The sequence below is a fragment of the Pseudomonas sp. ANT_J28 genome (assembly GCF_008370005.1).
In the GTDB taxonomy this organism is placed as follows: Bacteria; Pseudomonadota; Gammaproteobacteria; order Pseudomonadales; family Pseudomonadaceae; genus Aquipseudomonas; species Aquipseudomonas frigoris.
The window spans coordinates 57,940-80,657 of record NZ_VOBM01000024.1 but is presented as its reverse complement, the minus strand read 5'-3'; the positions used below and the strand labels follow the sequence as shown (position 1 = coordinate 80,657).

The window sequence follows — 22,718 nt, the reverse complement described above, 5'->3', positions numbered from 1 at the left end:
CAGATGCTGGCGTATATTTTTCGGCGACTGCTGCTGATCATCCCGACCTTGCTCGGCATTTTGCTGATCAACTTTGTGATCATCCAGGCCGCCCCCGGCGGGCCGGTGGAGCAGATGATCGCCAAGCTCGAAGGCTTCGAAGGCGCCACCAGCCGCATCGCCGGCGGCGGTGCCGAAGTTTCGGTGGCGGGCTCTGCCTATCGCGGCGCCCAGGGCCTGGACCCGATGCTGGTCAAGGAAATCGAGCACATGTACGGCTTCGATAAGTCGGCGCCGGAACGCTTGTGGATCATGATCAAGAACTACGCGACGCTGGATTTCGGCAACAGCTTCTTCCGCGACGCCAAGGTCATCGACCTGATCAAGGAAAAGATGCCGGTGTCGATCTCCCTCGGGCTGTGGAGCACGCTGATCATGTACCTGGTATCGATCCCGCTGGGGATCGCCAAGGCGACACGACACGGCAGCCACTTCGACGTCTGGACCAGTTCGGCGATCATCGTCGGCTATGCGATACCGGCGTTCCTGTTTGCCATCCTGCTGATCGTGGTGTTCGCCGGCGGCAGCTATTTCGACTGGTTCCCGCTCAGAGGGCTGACCTCCAACAACTTCGACGAGTTGAGCATGGGCGGCAAGGTTCTCGATTACTTCTGGCACCTGGCGTTGCCGGTGACGGCGCTGGTGATCGGCAACTTCGCGACTATGACCCTGCTGACCAAGAACAGCTTTCTCGACGAAATCAACAAACAATACGTGGTCACCGCCAAGGCCAAGGGCCTGACCAATCACCGCGTGCTCTACGGCCATGTGTTCCGCAACGCCATGCTGCTGGTGATCGCCGGGTTCCCGTCGGCGTTTATTGGCATCTTCTTCACTGGCTCGTTGCTGGTAGAGGTGATCTTCTCCCTCGACGGCCTCGGGCTGATGAGTTTTGAGTCGGCGATCAACCGCGATTACCCAGTGGTTTTTGGCACGCTGTTCATCTTCACCCTGCTGGGATTGGTGGTGAAACTGATCGGTGACCTCACCTACACCTTTGTCGATCCGCGTATCGACTTCGAAAGCCGGGAGCATTGAGATGAATCTGTCCCCTCTCAATCGCCGACGTTTCGAACTGTTCAAGGCCAACAAACGTGGCTGGTGGTCGCTATGGCTGTTTCTGCTGCTGTTTGGGCTGAGCCTCGGCGCCGAGCTGATCGCCAACGACAAACCGCTGGTGGTGCACTACGACAACAGCTGGTACTTCCCGGCGCTCAAGCGTTACCCGGAAACCACCTTCGGCGGCGAATTCCCGCTGGAAGCCAACTACAAGAGCCCGTACATCCGCGAATTGCTCAAGGAAAAAGACGCCTGGGTCCTGTGGGCGCCGATTCCCTACAGCTATCAAAGCATCAACTACGACCTGAAAGTCCCGGCCCCGGCGCCACCCTCCGTCGACAACCTGCTAGGCACTGACGATCAGGGCCGTGACGTGTTGGCGCGGGTGATTTATGGCTTCCGGATTTCGGTGCTATTTGCCCTGACGCTGACCATTCTGAGCTCGATCATCGGCGTGATTGCCGGAGCCTTGCAGGGTTTCTACGGCGGCTGGGTGGATTTGGCCGGGCAGCGTTTTCTGGAGATATGGTCCGGACTGCCGGTGCTGTATCTACTGATCATTCTCGCCAGTTTCGTCCAGCCGAACTTCTGGTGGCTGCTGGGGATCATGCTGTTGTTCTCGTGGATGAGCCTGGTGGACGTGGTCCGCGCCGAATTCCTGCGAGGGCGTAACCTCGAGTACGTGCGCGCCGCGCGGGCGTTGGGGATGCAAAACGGAGCGATCATGTTCCGCCACATCCTGCCCAACGCCATGGTCTCGACCATGACCTTCATGCCGTTCATCCTGACCGGCGCCATCGGCACCCTGACCGCTCTCGACTTTCTGGGCTTCGGCCTGCCGCCCGGCGCACCGTCGCTGGGTGAACTGGTGGCCCAGGGCAAATCCAACCTGCAAGCGCCGTGGCTCGGCATGAGCGCGTTTGCTGTGCTGGCGTTGATGTTGAGTTTGCTGGTGTTCATCGGCGAGTCCGCTCGCGATGCCTTCGACCCGAGGAAGTGAAATGAATCAGGACAATCTGATCGAAGTGCGCGACCTGGCCGTCGAATTTGTCGTCGGCGAGCGCGTTCAACGGGTGGTCGAAGGCGTCAGCTTCGATATCAAGCGCGGCGAAACCCTGGCCCTGGTGGGCGAAAGTGGTTCCGGCAAATCGGTGACCGCCCACTCGATCCTGCGGCTGCTGCCCTACCCGCTCGCCCGGCATCCGTCCGGCACTATCGAGTACTCCGGGCAAAACTTGCTGAGCCTGAAAGAGAAAACCATCCGCCACATCCGCGGCAACCGGATAGCGATGATCTTCCAGGAGCCGATGACCTCGCTCAATCCGCTGCACTCGATCGAGAAACAGATCAATGAAGTATTGAGCACCCACAAGGGCCTGATCGGTAAAGTCGCGACCAAGCGCACGCTGGAGCTGCTGGAAATGGTCGGCATCCCGGAGCCCGAGAAGCGCCTCAAGGCCCTGCCCCATGAATTGTCCGGTGGCCAACGGCAGCGGGTGATGATTGCCATGGCCCTGGCCAACGAGCCGGAACTGCTGATCGCCGACGAGCCGACCACTGCGCTGGACGTGACCGTTCAGCTGAAAATCCTCGAATTGCTCAAGGAATTACAGGCCCGATTGGGCATGGCGCTGCTACTGATCAGTCACGATTTGAACCTGGTACGAAGAATTGCGCATCGCGTATGTGTCATGCAGCGCGGTTGCATCGTCGAACAGGCATCGTGCGAAGAGTTGTTCCGCGCGCCGCAGCATCCGTACACTCGGGAACTGCTGGCAGCGGAGCCCAGTGGCAAGCCGGCAACTAACGTTATTGGCCCGCCGTTGCTGCAAGTCGAGGACCTGAAAGTATGGTTCCCGATCAAGAAAGGCTTTCTGAAAAAGACCGTCGACCACATCAAAGCGGTGGACGGAATCAATTTCAGCCTGCCTCAGGGCCAGACCCTGGGGATTGTGGGAGAAAGCGGTTCGGGCAAGTCGACACTGGGTTTGGCGATTTTGCGGCTGATCGGCAGCAAAGGTGCCATCCGTTTTGAAGGCAAGCAGCTAGACTGCCTGACGCAGCAACAGGTTCGACCGCTGCGTCGGGAGATGCAGGTGGTGTTTCAGGACCCGTTCGGCAGCCTGAGTCCACGGATGTGTGTGAGCCAGATCGTCGGCGAAGGCCTGCGGATCCACAAGATGGGCACCGAGGCGGAACAGGAACAAGCGATTATTGCGGCACTTAAGGAGGTAGGTCTGGACCCGGAAACCCGGAACCGCTACCCCCACGAATTTTCCGGTGGGCAACGGCAGAGAATCGCCATTGCCCGGGCATTAGTGCTAAAACCGGCGTTGATTCTGCTGGACGAGCCGACTTCGGCCCTCGACCGGACAGTGCAGCGCCAAGTGGTGGAGCTTTTACGTTCACTGCAAACCAAGTACAACCTGACGTATCTGTTTATCAGCCATGACCTGGCTGTCGTCAAAGCGCTGAGCCACCAGCTGATGGTGGTCAAGCAAGGCCAAGTGGTCGAACAGGGAGACGCGCAAAGTATTTTTGCGGCCCCCAAACATCCGTATACACAGCAGTTGCTGGAAGCCGCTTTCCTGGCCCCGGCCACTGCGCAATAACCTGAAAGAGAGGAGCAACACATGGGTTTTCTCGCCGGTAAGCGCGTACTGATCGTCGGTGTCGCCAGCAAGCTGTCCATCGCATCCGGCATCGCTGCCGCCATGCATCGCGAGGGCGCTGAGCTTGCCTTCACTTATCAGAACGACAAACTCAAGGGTCGTGTCGAAGAGTTCGCACAAAGCTGGGGTTCCAACCCTGATCTGTGCTTCCCGTGCGACGTGGCCAGCGATGAAGAAATCGCCAAGGTCTTCGTTGAGCTGGGCAAGAAGTGGGACGGCCTGGACTGCATCGTGCACTCCGTCGGCTTCGCCCCGGGCGACCAACTGGATGGCGACTTCACCGAAGCCACCACCCGTGAAGGTTTCCGCATCGCTCACGACATCAGCGCCTACAGCTTCGTGGCCCTGGCCAAAGCCGGTCGCGAAATGATGAAAGGCCGCAACGGCAGCCTGCTGACCCTGTCGTACCTGGGCGCCGAGCGCACCATGCCGAACTACAACGTGATGGGCATGGCCAAGGCTTCCCTGGAAGCGGGCGTTCGTTACCTGGCCGGCTCCCTGGGCCCGGACGGCACCCGCGTCAACTGCGTATCGGCTGGCCCGATCCGCACCCTCGCCGCTTCCGGCATCAAGAACTTCCGCAAGATGCTGGCCGCCAACGAAGCGCAAACCCCGCTGCGTCGTAACGTCACCATCGACGAAGTCGGCAACGCCGGCGCCTTCCTGTGCTCGGACCTGGCGTCCGGCATCAGCGGCGAAATCATGTACGTGGACGGTGGTTTCAACACCACGGCCATGGGCAGCCTCGAAGAGTAATCTTCGGTCAGCCAATAAAAAAACCCGCCTCTTCAGGCGGGTTTTTTTATGCCTGCAATTTCAAGGCAGACTCGATCAAATGTGGGAGCGGGCTTGCTCGCGAATGCGGTGTGTCAGTCGATAGAAATGTTGAATGATCAACCGCATTCGCGAGCAAGCCCGCGCCCACAGGGGATTCGTGGTTAATCATCGATGTGGGTCAGGCAGCTGGAAAACAGCTGCTGGATCGGCTGTGTGCGCTGGCTATAACGCTGCAACAGCACAATCTCGCGGTAGAACGTCAACTCCCCCAACGGGATGATCCGAACCTTCGCCCCATGCTCAAGCCAGAGCCCCGCCTTGGGTAGCAGCGACACCCCCAACCCGCATTCAACCATCTTCACGATCGCCTCCAGCTCATCCAGCTCCAAAGCCACCTGCACATCAATCTGCTGCTCACGCAAAAACCGCGTCACCAATCTTCCGCCGAACGAGTTGCGGTCGTAGCGCACATGCGGATGGCTCGCGAGGATCTGCAACGGCTCATCGCCTTCAAGGTCCGCTGGCACGATCAATACAAACGGTTCCTTGCGGATGAGCTGCGCTGACAGTTCTTTGGGCAACTCGAACGGCGGCTTGATCAGGATCGCCAGATCCACCTCACCGGTGTCCACCTGGCTCAACAGGTTAAGCGACACGCCCGGCACCAGTTTCGGCTCCAGCAACGGCGCCTGTTGCCTCAATCGCAGCAACGCCTGGGGCAGCAGTCCGGTCTGGGCCGTGGCCACCGCGCCTATTTTCAACTCGCCGCGATACTCACTGACATCATCGCTGACCGCCATGCGGCTGAAGGTCTCGAGCATTTCCCTGGCCATCGGCAATGCGCGCTGGCCCGCCGCATTGAGCAGGGCCTGACGTCCGGTGCGGTCGAACAAACGAATCCCCAGGGCTTGTTCCAGATTGCGAATCTGCGCGCTGACGGCCGACTGGGTCAGGCCGATGTGCATCCCGGCCGCGGCAAAAGTGCCGTAGCGCGTCACCGCAATGAAGGTTTTCAGTTCCCGCAGCATGGCGTTCTCGATTGATCGAATAAATTTGAGCTCGATGCAAAAATTATCGTCTTTTAATCGAAAAGCACAGGGCTAAACTCCATCTGAATCCAGACAGCCGAGGCACGTCCGATGCAACTCTCCCCTTTTCACTTGGCCATCCCGGTCTACGACCTGACTGCCGCGCGGAATTTTTATGGCGAAGTGTTCGGCCTGGAAGAAGGTCGTTCAAGCGATCATTGGGTCGATTTCAATTTTTTCGGCCATCAACTGGTCATTCACCTGGCGCCGAAAAACGCCTCGCAAGAAGCTGCGCACACCAATGCTGTCGACGGTCATGACGTGCCGGTGCCGCATTTTGGTGTGGTGTTGGGGATGGCGGAATGGGAGGCGCTGGCCGAACGCCTGAAAGCCCTCGACACCCGATTCGTGATCGAACCGGGCATTCGCTTTCAGGGATTGGTAGGTGAACAAGCGACGATGTTTCTCTTCGATCCGTGCGGCAACGCGCTTGAGTTCAAGGCATTCAAGGACGTAGGTCAATTGTTTGCCAAGTGAATACGTCGGCTTGTGCCAGCAGCTCCTCGATCGAGCCGGGGACCTGAGGGTTGCACTCGAGTTGTCCGATGCTGAAGCGGATGTCATAACCGCGATGCACCGTGGCATTGCGCTCTTCGAGTATTTCTTCGAGTCGCGCCCTGATCGCGGGTATTTCCACAACGCTTGCGCCGGTCAGTAACGCGACGAATTTGTCGCTGCCCAACCGGCCGATCACATCGCTCTCGCGAAAGGCAATGCGCAGCACATCAGCGAAGGTCTTCAGGGCGTTATCGCCCTCGGCACGACCATAGAGATAGTTGATGTGCTTGAAGTCATCAATATTGAAGAGCAGCAGCGTCGCTGGCTTTTTCAGCTGTTGGCAGACATCCAGCCCTTGTTGGGCCAGCGCTGTAAAACCGTGTCGGTTGGAGAGCAGCGTCAACTCGTCCATGCTCGCCATCTGCACGCCCATCAACTCCTCCTCGGCCTTGCGGGCCAGGTCACGCAGCAGCTCGCGCTCCTGCAGTGGCGTGCGCAACGGGTTGGCGCACGCGCCTGGTTTTACCGGTTTGCCTGGGATCAGCATTACTCACTCCATTGGCGGGTATATTTCTTAGAGTCGTCCATACCCGGTTTAACTCCCTGTTAACGGACCGCCGGTCAACTACCCACGACCGGACATGGCCCTCCAGCGTCTGCCCAGCGCTTGAACTGGGTGACGAAAATGTCGTGCGGCACCGGCACCGGCGCCCTTCCCTGACCCGGATTCCAGCCCCAAAGCACCAGTTTGTCGTCGCTGACATGCTTGATCAGCGCGGCGAAATCGCGGTCACCGTTGCTGGAACGGTCCTTGATCATTGCGCACAACTGGTCGGCCGGCAGACCGATCCAGGCCATTTTGTGCGCGGCTGGCGGCAAGCTCCAGTGCGGCGCCCCTGGCGGTGCGTGAGGGCCGTAACTGGCCGGCGGATTACTCTCGGCGTGGCAGGTAGCGCAGGGCAAACCCGCCGCTCCCTTGCCGTCCATGCCCCGCACGACGTTCATTGCGTGAGGAATCCCGGCGTCGAATTGCAACGGCGAATCGCCGGGGATATGGCAGTTCTGGCAGCGTGGGCTCTGAAAGACCTTTTGCACGGTATCGAACGCCTTGACGGCTTCCTTATCGTCAGCAAACAGGTCCTCGGCGTAGCCGACCAGGCCGATCAACACCACCGCGCCAAGAATCAGATGTCGTCTCATCTCACACCCCCGACAGTTGCAGCGGCAGTTCCCGCAAGCGTTGGCCGGTCAGGGCGAACACCGCGTTGGCCACTGCCGGCGCCGTGGGCGGCACACCGGCCTCGCCGATGCCGCCGGGTTTGTCGCTGCTGGGCACGATATGCACTTCCACCATCGGCATTTCGTTGAGTCGCAACACCTGATAATCGTGGTAATTGGATTGCACCACCTGCCCGTTCTTGAAGGTCAGTTTGCTGTGCAAAGTAAATCCGAGACCGAAGGTAATAGCCGATTCCATTTGCGCCGCGATGCTCATCGGGTTGACCGCAATGCCGCAATCCACCGCACACACCACCCGGTGTACGCGGATCGCCAGGTTGTCCTGGGACACCTCGGCCACCTGGGCAACGTAACTGCCGAAAGACTCATGCACCGCGACACCCAGCGCATGGCCGTCCGGCAGTGGCGCCTTCCAGTTGGCTTTCTCGACGGCCAGGTTCAGCACGCCAAGATGCCGCGGATGGTCCTTGAGTAAGGTTCGTCGGTACTCGACCGGATCCTTGCCGGCCGCCTCTGCCAGTTCGTCGATCAGCGACTCCATCACGAACGCGGTGTGGGTGTGCCCCACCGAACGCAGCCAGAGCACGCGGATGCCGGTCTGCGGCGAATGCAGATCAACCTGGTGATTCGCCAGCCCCTCAAGGTAAGGACTGTCGGCGACCCCTTCGACAGACGTCTTGTCGATGCCATTTTTGACCATGGTCGCCTCGAATGACGTGCCCGCCATGATCGACTGCCCGACCATGACGTGCTTCCAGGCGATTGGCAGGCCGCCGGCATCGAGGCCGATGCGGGCCTGGTGGAGGAACGCCGAGCGGTAGTAGCCACCGCGAATGTCATCCTCCCGGGACCAGACGGTTTTCACCGGCGCGCCTGCTGCCTTGGCGACTTCCACGGCTTCTGCGACAAAGTCCGAGGTCGGATTGGCCCGGCGGCCGAAACCACCGCCGAGAAACTCGGTATGTATTTCCACCTGCTCGGGTTTGAGCCCGGTGATTTTCCCGGCGACCATTTGATCCAGGGTCTGGAACTGGGTGCCGGTCCAGATTTCGCATTTATCCTGGGTGATTTTCACCGTGCAATTGAGTGGTTCCATCGGCGCATGGGCCAGGTACGGCACGCTGTACTCGACATCGATGGTCTTGGCCGCTTTACCCAGACCCGCCGCGACATCACCGGCCTGACTCGCCGAAGCGCCAGGGGTGGCGGCGAGTTTGCGGAAGCTTTCCAGTAGTGTTCGACTGTCGAGCCCGGTGTTCGGCCCCAGGTCCCAATCAATCTTTAGCGCATCGCGCCCCAGCTTCGCCGCCCAGTAATGGTCGGCAATCACCGCCACCCCGGTCGGCACCTGCACCACTTTGTGCACGCCCGGAATCGCCAGCGCTTCGGCGCCTTCGAAGGATTTGACGCTGCCACCGAACACCGGCGAGCGCGCGACCATGGCGGTCATCAGCCCGTCGAACTGCACGTCCATGCCGAACTTGGCGCGGCCGGTGATTTTCTCCGGTGTGTCCAGGCGCTTGGTCGGTTTGCCGATGATTTTCCAGTCCTTGGACTCCTTGAGCTTGATCGACGCCGGATCCGGCATCGGCAGCTTGCCGGCGTCATCGGCCAGTTCGCCGTAGGTGGCGCGTTGGTCGCCGGCAATTACCACACCCGATTCAGTGCGAATCCCAGAGGGCGCGACGTTGAAGCGTTTGGCCGCCGCCTCGATCAACATCAAACGCGCCGCTGCACCGGCCTGACGGTAACGGTCGAACTCCATCCAGGTCGAGGTGGACCCGCCAGTGATTTGCATCCCGCCAAACCCGGCCAGGCCATACTCGGCGGCCGAAGCCGGTGCATGTTCGACACGGATCTTCGACCAGTCGGCGTCCAGTTCTTCGGCGATCAACATGGTCAGGCCAGTCCAGATGCCCTGGCCCATCTCCGAATGGCCGAGCAGCATGGTGACGCTGCTGTCATTGCCGATCCGTAAAAACGCATTGGGCGCGAAAACATTGCCTTGATTCTCGGCGCCGATCGCAAAGCGATGGCCACCGGGGATGACAAACGCCACCACCAGACCACCGCCCAGCACCGCGCTGCCCTTGAGGAAACCGCGGCGTGACAGAGGATTGAGGCTGTTCATTGTTCGGACTCCCGTCAACGTGGCATCAACCGATCTCGGCGGCGCGTTTGACCGCTGCGCGGATCCTTGGGTAGGTGCCGCAGCGGCAGATGTTGCCGGAGAGCGCCTGATCGATGTCGCTGTCGGTGGGCTTGGGAATTTTCGTCAGCAACGCGGCGGCAGACATGATCTGCCCGGACTGGCAGTAACCGCACTGGACCACATCGAGTTCGGCCCAGGCTTGTTGCACCGGATGCGAACCGTCGGTGGACAGGCCTTCGATGGTGAGGATTTTTTGCCCGTGGGCCACGGCTGTGGCGGGGGTGATGCAGGAGCGCAGTGGCGCGCCGTCGACGTGCACGGTGCAGGCGCCGCACTGGGCGATGCCGCAACCGAATTTGGTGCCGGTCAGGTGCGCGACATCGCGCAGGACCCACAGCAGCGGCATGTCTGCGGGGACATCCAGCGCCTGGTCCTTGCCATTGATGTTGATGTTGATGTTGAGGGTCAGCATTGCGAATTTCCTCAGACTCACGGTGTTCTGAAGGGGCGTCGCTGTAGCGGTGCGGAGCCTACGCGCGCCTCGGGTTATCCCTACAGCTAAGCGCAAATTGCCGGGCGAGACCGGTTCATCGACCACCGGTCACGCAAAGGCCGCCTCAATGGACGGCCTTTTTCCTGCGATTGGGGGCTTAGAAGTCGGTGGACACCGACAACTCACGCCACGTCTGCAACTCCTCAGCGACGAAGGTGTTTTTGGCTTCGATCGCCGCGACACAGTCGCTGCCCAGCGGTAAGCGCAGCGGGGCTTTTCCGCTTCCACCAGGGTGATCATGGCCTGGGCGAGCTTGTCCGGATCGCCAGGCTGATTCAGGGTCACGGCCTTGGCAATTTTGCGTACCTCACCCGCCGTACTGTCGTAGTCGGCAATCGAAGCCGGGGATTCGACCAACGAATTACCTTCGAGGAACTCGGTACGGAAATAGCCCGGCTCGACAATGGTCACGTTGATGCCCAGCGGTGCCAGCTCGGCGTGCAGCGCCTCGCTCAAGCCTTCGACGGCAAATTTGGTGGAGCAGTAGACGCCAAAGCCCGCCCCCGACCTGTAGCCGCCCACCGATGAGAGATTGATCACATGTCCACGGCGAGCCGCGCGCATGTGCGGCAGGACGGCGCGCGTAACATTCAGCAAGCCGAAGACGTTGGTTTCGTACACGCGCCGCACTTCGTCGGCGCTGGCCTCTTCCACCGCGCCGAGCAAACCGAAACCGGCATTGTTGACCAGCACGTCGATGCGCCCGAAGTGGTCGATGGCCGACTTGGCGACCGCGACGCCCTGGGCTTCGTTGGTCACATCAAGGGTGGCGGCCAGCAAACCCGGCTGCTCGCCAAAACGCTGGGTGATGCTGCTGGCGTCACGGGCGGTGGCGACCACGGCGTCGCCATTGGCCAGCGCGGCGGCAGCTATCCTGGCGCCGATACCGCGAGAAGCACCGGTGATGAGCCAGATACGTTTGAAGTTTTGGGAAGTAGTCATGATCGTGAATCCTTGTAGGACGTTGGGGTAAGCACAAGGTACGCAGGAACATTGGTCGGAAAAATGCCCTCGTGTTACAAGCACTATGAAACGCTCTTTCATAATGGCACCGATATGAATCACGACCCTTTCGACGGTTTGACCGAGTTTCTCGCCGTCGCCGAGCACAAAAGCTTCACCCTGGCCGCGACTCGGCTAGCGGTCACGCCCACCGCCGTCAGCCATGCGATCAAACTGTTGGAACGACGCACCGGCGTGCTGCTGTTTCAGCGCACCACGCGCCGAGTGGCGCTAACCGAAGCCGGCGCCAGTCTGTTTGCCCGCTTGCGTCCGGCGGCCAGTGAAATCGATGAAGCACTGGCGGTGCTCAGCGGTTTCCGTGATCAGCCCATGGGCACGCTGCGACTCACGGCACCGCGATTGTCCGGGGCCCTGTTGATGGAGCCGCTGATTCCGCTGTTCCGCGAGGCCTACCCGCAAGTCACTCTCGATATTTCCCTGGACGACGCTACGGTCGACCTGATGGCTGGCGGCTTCGATGCCGGGATTCGCTTGGGAGAGTCGATTGAAAAAGACATGATCGCGGTGCGCCTGACACCTGACCTGCAATGGTCTGTGGTGGGCTCCCCGGCGTACTTCGCCAAGGCGGGAAATCCAGTCATCCCGGAAGACCTGACCCGACATGAATGCATCGGCTTTCGCTTCTCGACCTCAGGCAGCGCCCATCGCTGGGAGTTTCGCCGCGAGGGTCGGGACTTCACCGTGGGCGTCGAAGGCGGCGTGATCGTCAATGACCGCCGGTTGTTGGTGGCGGCCGCTCGTAGCGGTTCAGGCCTGGCCTATGCCTGTGATCTGGAGATTGCCGAAGAGTTGGCAGATGGACGCCTGGAACGGGTGCTGCAGCCCTTTGTGCCACTCAGCTCGGCGTTGTACCTGTACTTTCCCAGCCGGCCCCAGACACAGCCGAAACTGCGGGCCTTTATTGATTTGGCCACCCGGTGGATCGCTGAAAAAGGAGGGCTGGGCCGTCGCTGAACCGTCGCCGTCAGACCACGAGTATCCAGCTCGAAGTAGTCATATCGACCCGATCAAACGTCATTACCACTACATCAGGGTTGTTTCACATAAGCCGCGCTGTACTTCTGATACTCGCCGAAACCAGTCACTTCAGCTGCGCCATTGAGCAACTGCAGGCGAAACAGCGGATCGCCCTCAGGATCCAGTGCAATGACAAGGTTGCCAGCGAGCAGCGGATACTGATGATGGACTTCAACGGGCGGATCCTTGAGCTGAAAAATGCTCAGGTTGATGTCCGCCATCTCGGGGCCGTTGTCGATCCCCGGCAATACTTTGAGAGTCAACTCGCCGACACGCCGATCCTGGACATTGCTCACGAGGTAGCGCCCTTCACGCTGACTGTCCGCTACCCGCTCAAGTTTTTGCGCGGCGACTTTGAACGCGGCCGGCCGCACATTGATGCTTAATTGACGAGAGCCGTTGATCCACGTGCCGGTCTGGCGGCCCTGCTCGTTCGGCGTGCCTTCGATAAACCAGTTGCCGATCATCGGACCGTCGTCGTCCAGTTCACGCAGAACAATACCGCCATCTTCGTAGGTATTGCCCACCAGCCGGATCGGTTTACCGCTGCCGTTCTTGCTGTAGCGAACTTCGCCAACATAGACATCACCCTGAAGTTGCCACCAAAGCTCAACGGGGATCTTGTCATCGAGTGTGCCGCGCAACATGACGGGCGCTTCACCAACGGGACCCTCGAGGCGACGACGCTCCGTCCACTGGCCGGACTTCAGTTCACGATCGGTAACATCCACATAGCCGTAAGGCATGAACGGGCTGGCTTCCGAGGGCTTCTGCACCACCTCTGTTTTCTCGGCCACCTTCACAGGACGGTTGTCCTGTATTTGCCAAGTCGCGCTCTGGCGCCAGCAGCAGCCGCTTTTGGACTGGGTGTGCAGGCTTTTGGTGACCGGATCGATGTCGAACATGCCCAGGTTCGCGTCACGAGTCAGTGCGGAAAAGGACGGACTCAACACGAGCGTCGGACTATCGGGATCGAACAGATAGATGTCATAGGAAGGACCGCCATAGCCCGCTTCATTGCCATTGCGTACGGCAAGATCTTGTTGACCGTCGAAATTGAAATCACCGAACAACAGCAGACTTTGATCGGCATACGCCAAGTTACGGTCGAACTCCGAAGCTTTGCGGCCTGGCTTGAACAGGGCGAACGCTTCGGCTGACTCGATGCGTTGCAGCACCTGCCCGCCAGCCCTCTCACGCAACGTAATCAGCGCAGCAGCGCCGTCGAAAGTCTGGGTGGGCGGAGGTGCAAACAGCACATCGATGACGTATTTCTTCGCGGGGTCCGTGAGGTGATACGTCTGCGGTTCGGCGCTCACCGCAGCGGCGGTCAGCAGACAGGAAACAGCCAATAAACGAGGAATAACCATGATGCAAAGCGTCCTTGCGGCAAACCAGGTCCGCAGTCTAGCGGCTATCGGGTCATGCCGACATTGTTGATTCCTTCGACATAGGAAACTCTTTCAACTTGTCGATCTACGGTACGGCCAGACGACCCGAGGCTGACTACGCTGAAAGTCCAGCCTGAACAACCCGTAGAGGAGCTACACCATGCAGCGCGTTCAAAAACTCACACCCTGCCTGTGGTTCGACAATCAGGCCGAGGAGGCCGCGAAATTCTACTGTGCAATCTTCGATCATTCGAAAATCAGCGCCATCACCCACTACGGCAAGGCTGGTCAAGAGATCCATGGCAGGCCCGACGGCTCGGTGATGACGGTCAGTTTCGAACTGGACGGGCAGAGTTTTACCGGCCTCAACGGTGGTCCCGTTTTCACGTTCAATGAAGCGGTTTCATTTCAGGTCAATTGCCATACACAGGAAGAAGTCGACCACTTCTGGGGGCGGCTGTCCGCGGGCGGGCCCGTTGAGGCCCAGCAATGCGGCTGGCTCAAGGACAAATTCGGTGTGTCCTGGCAGATCGTACCGGTAGCCCTGATGGACATGATGAAAGACCCTGACACGGCAAAATCCCAACGCGCCATGACAGCGATGTTGCAGATGAAAAAACTCGACATCGCTGCGCTGCAACGAGCCTTTGACGGCGAGAGCTAATACACTTCGACGCTGACCTGCCGAGGACGCTGACCATGAAGCCCGCCGTTGCCAAAGACGCTGACAAAGCCCCGCGCTTCTGGCGCGACGACGCCCTGCCCTTCATCGAAGCCCGTTCCATCGCTGACGGGCGGGAAGTCTGTTACACCCGGCATGCTCACGAGCACTTTTCCATCGGTGCGATCACGGCCGGGCGCAGTACCTATCTACACGAGCAATCGCAATTTCAGGTCAGTGCCGGCACCGTGGTGCTGATGAATCCCGGTGATGTCCACGCCTGCAATCCCATCGATGACCAACCGTGGTCGTACCTGATGCTGTACGTCGAGACACCCTGGCTGACCGATTTGCAGCACCAACTCGGCTTCAGCCAGGACCTGGCGTTTCGCCGTTTTTCTATCACCCACACACACGACAGTGATCTGTATGCCGGCCTGAAAAGTTTGTACGACGTGCTGGTCGATTCGCAGCAAGACGTGCTGCGCAAGCAAAGCGCGGCCGTGGAGTTTTTCACCGACGTACAGCAGCGGCTCAATCCGATTGATCAACCGCTGCGCGAGCCCAATTTCAAACTGGAACGGGCGGCCGATTACATCCGCGTCAACTGCACGCACATGCTCAAGCTCGAAGACATTTGCGAGGCGGCTCAGCTATCGCCGTCCTACTTGATCCGTGCGTTCAAGCAGCATTACGGCATGACGCCCCACGCCTTTCTGGTCAACCGGCGTATCCAGTTCGCCCGCGATCAACTGCGCAGCGGCAAGCTGATCGCCGATGTGGCGCTCGAAGCCGGGTTTGCCGATCAGGCGCATTTTCAGCGTGCGTTCAAACAACATCTGGCGGCGACACCGGGGCAGTATCGCGGTTAAAACAACAGGTACACTGCGCTCGCCGCCAGCAGCACGGCCATGCTCCGATTGAACAGACGCATGCCCGCCGGGTTACTCAGATAACCGCGTAAAAACGTTCCCGCATACGCCCAGCAGCCGACGGACAAGTAGCAAACCACCAGATACACCGCCGCAAACTGCCAGACCAGCCGCGCCTCGCCATCCGCCACAAAAGCGCCCATGCCGGCCACGCAGGCCAGCCAGGCTTTCGGGTTGAGCCACTGCATGACCGCGCCATACAGCATCGACGGCGCTCGGCCTGACTCCTTCGCATCCAGATGCCCTTTGTCTGCGGCCAACTTGAAGGCCATGTACAACAGGAACGCCACACCCGCCCATTGCACCACCTGCGTCAGCGCTGGCCATCGCTGCAACACCTCATGCAGCCCTAATCCCATCAGCACCAACAACACGACGAAACCCAGCGTCGCCCCGGCCACATGCCGTTGACTGGCGCGAAAACCAAACTGCGCGCCGGAACTCAACGCCACGATATTCACCGGTCCTGGCGTTATCGAGGCCACCAGTGCAAACGCCGCCATCGAGATAATCAGACTCATCACAGACCTTCTTCAATTCAGTTGAACGAGGGTTCAAGGTAAAGAGCGACCTGATGGCTGTATTGAACAAAACACCCCTCAGCTATACCGCGGCCGACGTCCACCACTACCTGGATCGGTCGGCTGCTCGCGTTCGCCGGCATGATCGCCCTCGCGTCGGCGAGGCTGGCGGTGGTGCTGCAAACGTCGGAGTTGTTGTTCTACGGGATCAAGATTCTGGGGGCGGCGTATCTGCTCTACCTTGCCTGGCACTTGTGGCGCGCCGATCCCGGGGCGGAAAACGTGGTAGCGGGCGCGCCAGTGGGGATGCTGGCATTGGCGCGGCCGGCACGCCTAACGATGGCTAATATAAAAACCATCGATAGGCAGCTTTCCCTCCTTAGTAGGCTGTGGACGTAATAAAAAGCGTCCCCAAATCCGGAGTAATGCCTCCAGCGATCTACCCGGCAAAGGAACTGTAGCAATCGCATCACCGTCCCTCAGTCTCAGCTAAGTTTCGCTGCGTATCTTCTCCCCTGCGCAAGTTCAGCGCCGCTCAGGAGAGGCTACCCGCACATGAATCCCGAAAAAGCCGGATGGCTCAATAAAGTACCCGAGGTGACGCTGTCATTCTGGGTGATCAAGATTTTATCCACTACGGTGGGTGAAACTGGCGCGGACTTTCTGGCCGTAGATGCCGGTTTCGGCGCCGGTTGGACCAGCATCGGCATGGCCGTCCTGCTGGCGCTTGCATTGTGCTTTCAACTGCGCACCAAAGCCTACACGCCCTGGATTTACTGGTTGACCGTGGTGCTGGTGAGCATCGTCGGGACACAGATCACCGACATCATGACCGACATGCTCGACATCAGCCTGTACACCAGCACGGCGGTTTTTTCCGTTCTACTGGCGATCAACTTCCTGGTCTGGTACAGGGTGGAGCACAACTTGTCGATCCGCGAAATTGTCACCCCGCGACGGGAGCTTTTTTACTGGACGACCGTGCTTTGCACCTTTGCCCTCGGCACTGCAGCGGGCGACCTGGCCACTGAAGCGCTGGGCCTGGGCTTCACCCTCGGCGCCGTGATTTTCGGTGGGCTGATCGCCGCGACCCTGGTGGCCTGGCGCTTGGGCGGTAATGTGGTGCTTACCTTCTGGATCGCCTACATCCTGACCCGTCCGTTTGGCGCCTCCCTCGGCGACTTGCTGACCCAGGCCAAAACCTACGGCGGCCTCGGCATGGGCGCCACCTGGACCAGCGCTATCTTCCTGTGCGTCATTGTTCTTCTGGTTGCGGTCGCGCAAATCAGCCTCGGCAACCGTAAAACCGTCACTCAGTAGCCCTTCAAAAGCCAATCAAGGATTTGTCATGCGTCCACTTCAAACTGTCATTCGCCACGCTGCCATCGTCTCGTCGATCTTGTTGCTCAGCGTCGCCGCCGGCTGCTCGAAACCTGCCGACAAACCCGCTGCTGGCACGCCGACCACTTCGGTGAGCGCATCCGCCCAGTCCGGTTCAAAACTGGGTGATCTGTCCGAGTTCCGCAACATCGCCGCCGATGTCGCCGCGCTCGTCGATAAAACCGACCTGCCCGGGGCGAAAACCCGCATCAAGGATCTGGAAACGTCTTGGGACTCCGCCGAAGCCGGCATCAAACCCCGCGCTGCCAGTGACTGGCATGTGCTGGACAAAGCCATTGACCGGGCACTCGCCGCCCTGCGCGCCAGCACGCCGAAGCAGGGCGATTGCAAGGCAGCGATGGATGATCTGTTGAAAGCCTTCGATTCGATGAAGGGCAAGCAGTGACCAACAGCCGCACATTGCGTTGATCCGGCGGCGGACAAACGCCGGCTCAGGTGCTTCAATACAGGCGCGACGGTCATGACCGCCGCGCCTTTTTTTTCGGAGCGGGACATGCGGATTTTGCTGGTCGAAGATGACCCGATGATTGGTGATGCCATCCAGGGCGCGCTGAACGATGCGAGCTACGCCACCGACTGGGTGAAAAACGGACTGACTGCCCTTGCGGCACTGGAAACCCAAGCCTATGACCTGGTGCTGCTTGATCTCGGGTTGCCCGGCAAAGACGGGCTCGATGTGCTCGATGGCATTCGCGGCCGCAACAACCCGGTGCCACTGCTGATCATCACCGCGAGGGATGGCCTTGATGATCGCCTGCGCGGCCTCGACGGCGGCGCTGATGATTTCTTGCTCAAACCCTTCGCCATGGCGGAGCTGCTGGCCCGCATGCGCGCTGTGTTACGCCGTAAAGGCGGCAGCGCCCAGTCATTGCTGGACAACGGCGTGGTGTCGCTGGATCTGGTATCCAAACAAGCCACCACCGCCGAAACTCCCGATGTTCAGCTCTCGAGTCGCGAGTTCGCCCTGCTGCAGGCCCTGTTGATCCGGCCTGGCGCCATTCTCTCTCGCAGCGAACTTGAAGACCGTATTTACGGCTGGGGCAATGAAGTGGAAAGCAACGCGGTGGAGTTTCTGATTCACGCACTGCGGCGCAAATTGGGGAACCATGTCATCAAAAACGTCAGGGGAATGGGATGGATGGTTTCAAAAAGCACTTGAGCGACTCGATACAGTTACGACTTTCTGTAACGCTGTCGCTGGCCATCCTGATCGTGGCGGTGCTGGCCGGTTTTTTCGCTTTCGTCTCTGCGCTCAACGAGGCACACGAAATGCAGGACGAGACCCTGCGTCAAGTGGCCGTTCTTTTTGAACGGCAGCAGATGACCCTGCGCTATCCCGCGGGAGAACAGATCGTTGGCGACGACGAAGAATCCAGGGTAATCGTGCAATACCTGACTGACAGCAGCAAAGCGACCGGCAATGACGACGCAACAATACCGCTGCCCTTCCCCACAACGCTGCCCGATGGCTTGTCGACCATGAACATCGCAGGCGAAAACTTTCGCGTGCTGGTCAGAACCACGTTCCGTGGCGAACGCATTGTTGTCGCCCAAGAAGCCGACGTGCGCGACAAAGAGGCGCGCGAGAGCGCCTGGCGCAGTCTGTTGCCGTTTCTCATTCTGTTTCCGGTGCTGTTGCTGGTGGTGGGCGATCTGGTGCGCAAACTGTTCCGCCCCATAGCGACCCTCTCGGACGAAATCGATCAGCGCGATGAACAGGCGCTGCACCCTATCGATGAAAACCACCTGCCGACCGAGATCCGTCCTTTCGTCGTAGCCATCAATCGATTGCTGACGCGCGTCGCGCAGTCCATGGAAGCCCAGCGTCGCTTCATCGCCGACGCAGCCCACGAACTGCGTTCTCCTATGACGGCCCTATCACTACAAGCCGAGCGACTTTCGGCTACAGAAATGTCGGCGGTGGCCTATGAACGTTTGCTGCCGTTGTCCCGCGGAATAGAACGCAGTAGAAAACTAATCGATCAACTGCTGACCCTGGCGGCTGCACAATCGAGCTCGGATCGATCACAGACATCAGTTTCAGTCCATGAAGTCTATCGACGGGTATTGGAGGACTTACTGCCGCTGGCAGAGCGCAAACGCATCGATATAGGTGTTGAAAGCATCGAAGACGTACAGGTCACTATCAACGAAATGGATCTGTTAATCCTGGTCAAGAATCTGGTGGACAACGCTATCCGTTATACCCCCGTTGGCGGACGAATCGACCTGACGGTCGAGTTGGCGCAAGAGACAGTGATCCTTCAAGTCAAGGACTCCGGCCCAGGCATCAGCGCAGAAGAACAAATGCTGGTGTTCGAGCCGTTCTACCGCAGTTTGGGAACCGATGAAACAGGCTCCGGGCTGGGTTTATCCATCGTCAAGGCGATAGCCGATCGTACGGGGGCGCACATCCGATTGAGTTTTTCGGATGAGATGAAGAAGAGCGGATTATGTGTTTCGGTCTGGTTGAAAAGAGGTACAACGTGAAGCTTTTGTGCTGGGTTGCGCAGGTTTGTTGTCGGCGGCAGCTTCGGTGTTGCTGATGGCGCGGCGGGCTTGAGGTTATCGATTGACTGGATGCAACACCGGTTCACACTGCGTTACATCCCGTATCAATATCCGACGAGCCGTGAATGAACCTGAACATTGTCTACGCCCTTGGCGCTGCCGCTCTTTTTGGCGCGAGTACGCCATTGGCCAAGTTGCTGGGCCTGAACCTTTCGCCGATCCTTTTGGCCGGGTTGTTGTACGTGGGCAGCGGCCTGGGCTTGACGCTCGTCAGACTTTTGCGCGACCGGGGCTGGCAGCCCAGCGGCCTGAAATCGTCGGAGTGGCCCTGGCTGATCGGTGCCATCGCTTTTGGCGGCGTACTCGGGCCGGTGGCGCTGATGTTCGGTTTGACCCTGACCTCCGGCGCCACGGCCTCGCTGATGCTCAACCTCGAATCGGTATTGACCGCCGTGCTGGCCTGGGTGGTATTCAAGGAGAACGCTGACCGGCGCATCGTCGCCGGAATGCTGGCAATCGTCGCCGGTGGCTTACTGCTGGCCTGGCCCCAGAACCCGGCGCAGTCACAGGGCTGGATCGGACCGTTGGCGGTAGCGCTGGCCTGCGTCTGCTGGGCGATCGATAACAACCTGACGCGCAAGGTGTCGGCCTCGGATGCGCTGTTTATTGCCGGCATCAAGGGGTTGGTCGCCGGGGCGGTGAACTGTTCACTGGCGCTGTTGCTCGGCGCAACACTGCCACACATGACGGTACTGGGGCCGACGTTGATCGTCGGTTTCCTGGGGTATGGCATCAGCCTGGTGTTGTTCGTTCTGGCGCTCCGAGGCCTGGGCACTGCACGTACCGGCGCCTACTTTTCCACGGCACCTTTCCTCGGCGCGGCAATCGCCATCCTGCTGCTGGGTGAACCTGTCACGCTGACGTTTTGGGCCGCTTCACTGTTAATGGGCCTTGGAGTCTGGATTCACCTCAAGGAAAGTCATGCCCATGAGCATCAACATGAGGTGCTCAAGCATGGTCATCGCCACGTGCATGACGAGCACCATCAACATGAACATCCGTTCCAGTGGGACGGTACCGAGCCCCACAGTCATGAACATCAACACACGCCGCTGCGCCACAGCCATCCGCATTTTCCGGACATCCATCACCGACATAAGCATTGAACAATCCTCATGACGAATGACTGGAATTCTCTGTCGATTTTCCGGTGGAGGCGCTGGGCGACGCGTCTTATGCTCACCTCATGAACCTACAAAACGCTTTGCTTCCGCCCCACGCCGAGATGGTTCGCGCCATGCTCGAACGAGACACCGCCTACGAGGGGGTGTTCTTTACCGCGGTCAAAACCACCGGCATCTTCTGTCGCCCCAGTTGCACGGCGCGCAAACCGAAACCGGAGAACGTCGAGTTCTTCGCCCATGCCGATGAGTGCATGTCGGCGGGTTACCGCGCCTGCCTGCGCTGCAAGCCGCTGGACGCGGCGGCCATCGCGCCGGACTGGGTGCAGAAGTTGCTCAAATCGGTAGACGCCGACCCCGAGCAGCGCTGGACCGATGCCCAGCTGCTGGCCGGGGGCATCGAGCCGCTGAAACTGCGCCGCTGGTTCAAGCAGCATTTCGGAATGACCTTTCACGCCTGGCTGCGCACCCGACGCCTCGGCATCGCGTTGGGCGGGATCAAACAGGGCGATTCCATCGACAACGCAGCGTTCGATTCGGGCTATGAGTCCCTGAGCGGGTTTCGCGATGCGTTTCAAAAGTCCTTCAACATCACGCCCGGCCGCGCCGCCAACAGCGAGCCACTGCTGTTCACTCGCCTGACCACACCGCTGGGGCCGATGATCGCCATGGCCGAACGACGCGGGCTGGTGCTGCTGGAGTTTCTTGATCGGCCAGCGCTGACCAGGGAAGTCGAAGAACTGCAGAATCGATACGGCTATGCGGTCGCGCCAGGACATCACGCGCATTTGCAGCAGATTGAAGCCGAACTCACGCAGTATTTCGCCGGCAAACTCACCGACTTCAACGTTCCACTACACTTGCCTGGCAGCGATTTCGCCCGACAGGTCTGGGCCGAACTAACGAAGATCCCGTACGGCCAGACCAGCACCTACGGCGCCATTGCGGCGTTATTGGGCAAGCCCGGCGCCAGTCGCGCCGTGGGCCTGGCCAACGGGCATAACCGTCTTTCGATTGTGGTGCCCTGTCACCGGGTGATCGGCGCCGACGGCTCGCTGACCGGCTATGGGGGAGGACAACCGCGCAAGGCGTTCTTGCTAAGGCTGGAAAAATCGGCGGTGCAGATCACGCAACAACTCGTATTCTGATCATTTACAGGTTTCTCAAATAGTCATAAGGAAGGACATTCGATGGACACGCTCGACAACCAATTTCACCAGTTGCACCAGGACGGCCTGCTGATTCTCACCAACGTCGGCGATGCCGCCGGCGCGCGAATCGTGGAACAGCTGGGTAGCAAAGCCATTGCCACCAGCAGCGCGGCGGTGGCCTGGGCTCACGGTTATCCGGACGGCAACGCCCTGCCCCTTGAGCGCCTGATATCAACGGTCGAGTCCATCGCCCGGGTGATCTCGGTGCCGCTGACCGTGGACATCGAAGCCGGTTATTCCGATGACCTGACGCGGGTGGCCGACCTCATCGATGCGGTGATTGCCGCCGGGGCCGTCGGGATCAATATCGAGGACGGCGCGTCCCCGCCCGAGCTGCTGGTGCGCAAGATCGAAATCGCTCGGCAGGTTGCCAGTCGCCGAAATGTGAAGCTGTTCATCAACGCCCGCACCGATGTGTACCTCAAGAGCCTGGTGCCCGCCGAAGATCGCGTGGCAGAGACGCTCAAGCGCGCCGCGCTGTATCAGGCGGCCGGTGCCGATGGGTTGTTTGCTGCCGGGGTCACCGCCGAGTACGAGATCGCTGCGCTGTGCCAGGGCACCACGCTGCCGGTGAACGTGCTCGGGCTCCCCGGACTGCCATCGCCTGAAGAGCTGAAAGCGCTCGGCGTACGCCGTTTGAGCGCGGGCTCCCGCATCGCCGAGTTTCTTTATGGCGCCATGAGCGCACTGGCCAAGAGCTTTCTGGAAACAGGGACACTCGACAGCCGTGATCTGAAGGCCTTCACCTATGGCGAAGTGAACGCCCTGTTGGCACCGTCCGGGAAAGCTTGA

22 protein-coding genes and 2 pseudogenes are annotated in these 22,718 nt (G+C 59.8%); 16 read left to right on the top strand and 8 right to left on the bottom strand.

Features of this window, described 5'->3' with window-relative positions; translation table 11 throughout:
* The first annotated feature begins 3 nt into the window (after nt 1–3).
* From FQ187_RS18075 to fabI, 4 genes are read left to right on the top strand one after another with little or no spacing between them, the layout of a single operon-like run.
* The gene (locus FQ187_RS18075) at nt 4–1,077 is read left to right on the top strand and encodes a microcin C ABC transporter permease YejB (RefSeq protein ID WP_149630526.1); all 1,074 of its coding nucleotides are present in this window, start codon (nt 4–6) and stop codon (nt 1,075–1,077) included.
* A 1-nt stretch (nt 1,078) separates the two neighbouring features.
* Entirely contained in the window at nt 1,079–2,098 is a 1,020-nt protein-coding gene (locus FQ187_RS18070; protein ID WP_149630525.1) for an ABC transporter permease, read from the top strand.
* A 1-nt stretch (nt 2,099) separates the two neighbouring features.
* Entirely contained in the window at nt 2,100–3,710 is a 1,611-nt protein-coding gene (locus tag FQ187_RS18065; protein WP_033054603.1) for an ABC transporter ATP-binding protein, read from the top strand.
* 21 nt (nt 3,711–3,731) lie between these two features.
* On the top strand, nt 3,732–4,526 hold the full coding sequence (gene fabI / locus FQ187_RS18060; RefSeq protein WP_008152082.1) for an enoyl-ACP reductase FabI: 795 nt from the start codon (nt 3,732–3,734) through the stop codon (nt 4,524–4,526).
* Between the two features lie 182 nt (nt 4,527–4,708).
* Here fabI and FQ187_RS18055 read toward each other — a convergent pair whose 3' ends face one another.
* On the bottom strand, nt 4,709–5,575 hold the full coding sequence (locus FQ187_RS18055) for a LysR family transcriptional regulator (RefSeq protein ID WP_149630524.1): 867 nt from the start codon (nt 5,573–5,575) through the stop codon (nt 4,709–4,711).
* Nucleotides 5,576–5,686: 111 nt separating this feature from the next.
* Between FQ187_RS18055 and FQ187_RS18050 the strand changes: the two genes are divergently transcribed.
* On the top strand, nt 5,687–6,112 hold the full coding sequence (locus FQ187_RS18050) for a VOC family protein (protein WP_129444767.1): 426 nt from the start codon (nt 5,687–5,689) through the stop codon (nt 6,110–6,112).
* Here FQ187_RS18050 and FQ187_RS18045 read toward each other — a convergent pair.
* The 5 genes and pseudogenes from FQ187_RS18045 to FQ187_RS18025 all read right to left on the bottom strand — a co-directional run bounded on the left by FQ187_RS18045 (nt 6,081) and on the right by FQ187_RS18025 (nt 11,019).
* Entirely contained in the window at nt 6,081–6,680 is a 600-nt protein-coding gene (locus tag FQ187_RS18045; protein ID WP_149630523.1) for a GGDEF domain-containing protein, read from the bottom strand. The genes FQ187_RS18050 and FQ187_RS18045 overlap by 32 nt on opposite strands.
* Nucleotides 6,681–6,754: 74 nt before the next feature.
* Nucleotides 6,755–7,333 (bottom strand): hypothetical protein, encoded by a 579-nt coding sequence (locus tag FQ187_RS18040; protein ID WP_149630522.1) that lies wholly within the window; start codon nt 7,331–7,333, stop codon nt 6,755–6,757.
* Between the two features lies 1 nt (nt 7,334).
* Complete coding sequence (locus tag FQ187_RS18035) at nt 7,335–9,503, bottom strand: xanthine dehydrogenase family protein molybdopterin-binding subunit (RefSeq protein ID WP_149630521.1); 2,169 nt, start codon at nt 9,501–9,503, stop codon at nt 7,335–7,337.
* 25 nt (nt 9,504–9,528) lie between these two features.
* Nucleotides 9,529–9,996, bottom strand: a complete 468-nt coding sequence (locus tag FQ187_RS18030) for a (2Fe-2S)-binding protein (RefSeq protein ID WP_149630520.1) — start codon at nt 9,994–9,996, stop codon at nt 9,529–9,531.
* Between the two features lie 178 nt (nt 9,997–10,174).
* Nucleotides 10,175–11,019 (bottom strand): annotated as a pseudogene (locus FQ187_RS18025) (oxidoreductase).
* Between the two features lie 114 nt (nt 11,020–11,133).
* Here FQ187_RS18025 and FQ187_RS18020 point away from each other — a divergent pair.
* On the top strand, nt 11,134–12,054 hold the full coding sequence (locus tag FQ187_RS18020; RefSeq protein ID WP_149630519.1) for a LysR family transcriptional regulator: 921 nt from the start codon (nt 11,134–11,136) through the stop codon (nt 12,052–12,054).
* A 74-nt stretch (nt 12,055–12,128) separates the two neighbouring features.
* Here FQ187_RS18020 and FQ187_RS18015 read toward each other — a convergent pair whose 3' ends face one another.
* The gene (locus tag FQ187_RS18015; RefSeq protein ID WP_149630518.1) at nt 12,129–13,487 is read right to left on the bottom strand and encodes an FG-GAP repeat protein; all 1,359 of its coding nucleotides are present in this window, start codon (nt 13,485–13,487) and stop codon (nt 12,129–12,131) included.
* A gap of 181 nt (nt 13,488–13,668) precedes the next feature.
* On the opposite strand from FQ187_RS18015, the gene FQ187_RS18010 reads away from it, so the two are divergent.
* Together FQ187_RS18010 and FQ187_RS18005 are read left to right on the top strand one after the other, a co-directional pair.
* A complete protein-coding gene (locus FQ187_RS18010; protein ID WP_149630517.1) occupies nt 13,669–14,172 on the top strand; it encodes a VOC family protein in 504 nt (167 codons plus the stop codon).
* Between the two features lie 35 nt (nt 14,173–14,207).
* The gene (locus FQ187_RS18005) at nt 14,208–15,041 is read left to right on the top strand and encodes an AraC family transcriptional regulator (protein WP_149630516.1); all 834 of its coding nucleotides are present in this window, start codon (nt 14,208–14,210) and stop codon (nt 15,039–15,041) included.
* On the opposite strand, the gene FQ187_RS18000 is transcribed toward FQ187_RS18005, so the two are convergent.
* Nucleotides 15,038–15,622 (bottom strand): LysE family translocator, encoded by a 585-nt coding sequence (locus FQ187_RS18000; RefSeq protein ID WP_149630515.1) that lies wholly within the window; start codon nt 15,620–15,622, stop codon nt 15,038–15,040. The genes FQ187_RS18005 and FQ187_RS18000 overlap by 4 nt on opposite strands.
* A 114-nt stretch (nt 15,623–15,736) precedes the next feature.
* On the opposite strand from FQ187_RS18000, the pseudogene FQ187_RS17995 reads away from it, so the two are divergent.
* From FQ187_RS17995 to FQ187_RS17960, 8 genes and pseudogenes are all read left to right on the top strand, one after another.
* Nucleotides 15,737–15,967, top strand: a pseudogene (locus tag FQ187_RS17995) (LysE family transporter); the annotation flags it as partial.
* Between the two features lie 210 nt (nt 15,968–16,177).
* Nucleotides 16,178–16,942 (top strand): hypothetical protein, encoded by a 765-nt coding sequence (locus FQ187_RS17990; RefSeq protein ID WP_149630514.1) that lies wholly within the window; start codon nt 16,178–16,180, stop codon nt 16,940–16,942.
* A gap of 28 nt (nt 16,943–16,970) precedes the next feature.
* Nucleotides 16,971–17,408 (top strand): hypothetical protein, encoded by a 438-nt coding sequence (locus FQ187_RS17985; protein ID WP_149630513.1) that lies wholly within the window; start codon nt 16,971–16,973, stop codon nt 17,406–17,408.
* A 108-nt stretch (nt 17,409–17,516) separates the two neighbouring features.
* Nucleotides 17,517–18,182: a response regulator gene (locus FQ187_RS17980; protein ID WP_149630512.1), complete on the top strand. Its 666-nt coding sequence runs from the start codon at nt 17,517–17,519 to the stop codon at nt 18,180–18,182.
* Nucleotides 18,158–19,513, top strand: a complete 1,356-nt coding sequence (locus tag FQ187_RS17975; protein WP_149630511.1) for an ATP-binding protein — start codon at nt 18,158–18,160, stop codon at nt 19,511–19,513. The genes FQ187_RS17980 and FQ187_RS17975 overlap by 25 nt, the downstream gene beginning before the upstream one ends.
* Nucleotides 19,514–19,659: 146 nt before the next feature.
* Nucleotides 19,660–20,700 carry a DMT family transporter gene (locus FQ187_RS17970; RefSeq protein WP_149630510.1) on the top strand — a complete coding sequence of 347 codons (1,041 nt, stop codon included), beginning with the start codon at nt 19,660–19,662 and terminating at the stop codon, nt 20,698–20,700.
* Between the two features lie 80 nt (nt 20,701–20,780).
* Nucleotides 20,781–21,863, top strand: coding sequence for a bifunctional transcriptional activator/DNA repair enzyme AdaA (locus FQ187_RS17965; RefSeq protein WP_149630509.1), 1,083 nt, complete (start codon nt 20,781–20,783; stop codon nt 21,861–21,863).
* 42 nt (nt 21,864–21,905) lie between these two features.
* Nucleotides 21,906–22,718: an isocitrate lyase/phosphoenolpyruvate mutase family protein gene (locus FQ187_RS17960; RefSeq protein ID WP_149630508.1), complete on the top strand. Its 813-nt coding sequence runs from the start codon at nt 21,906–21,908 to the stop codon at nt 22,716–22,718.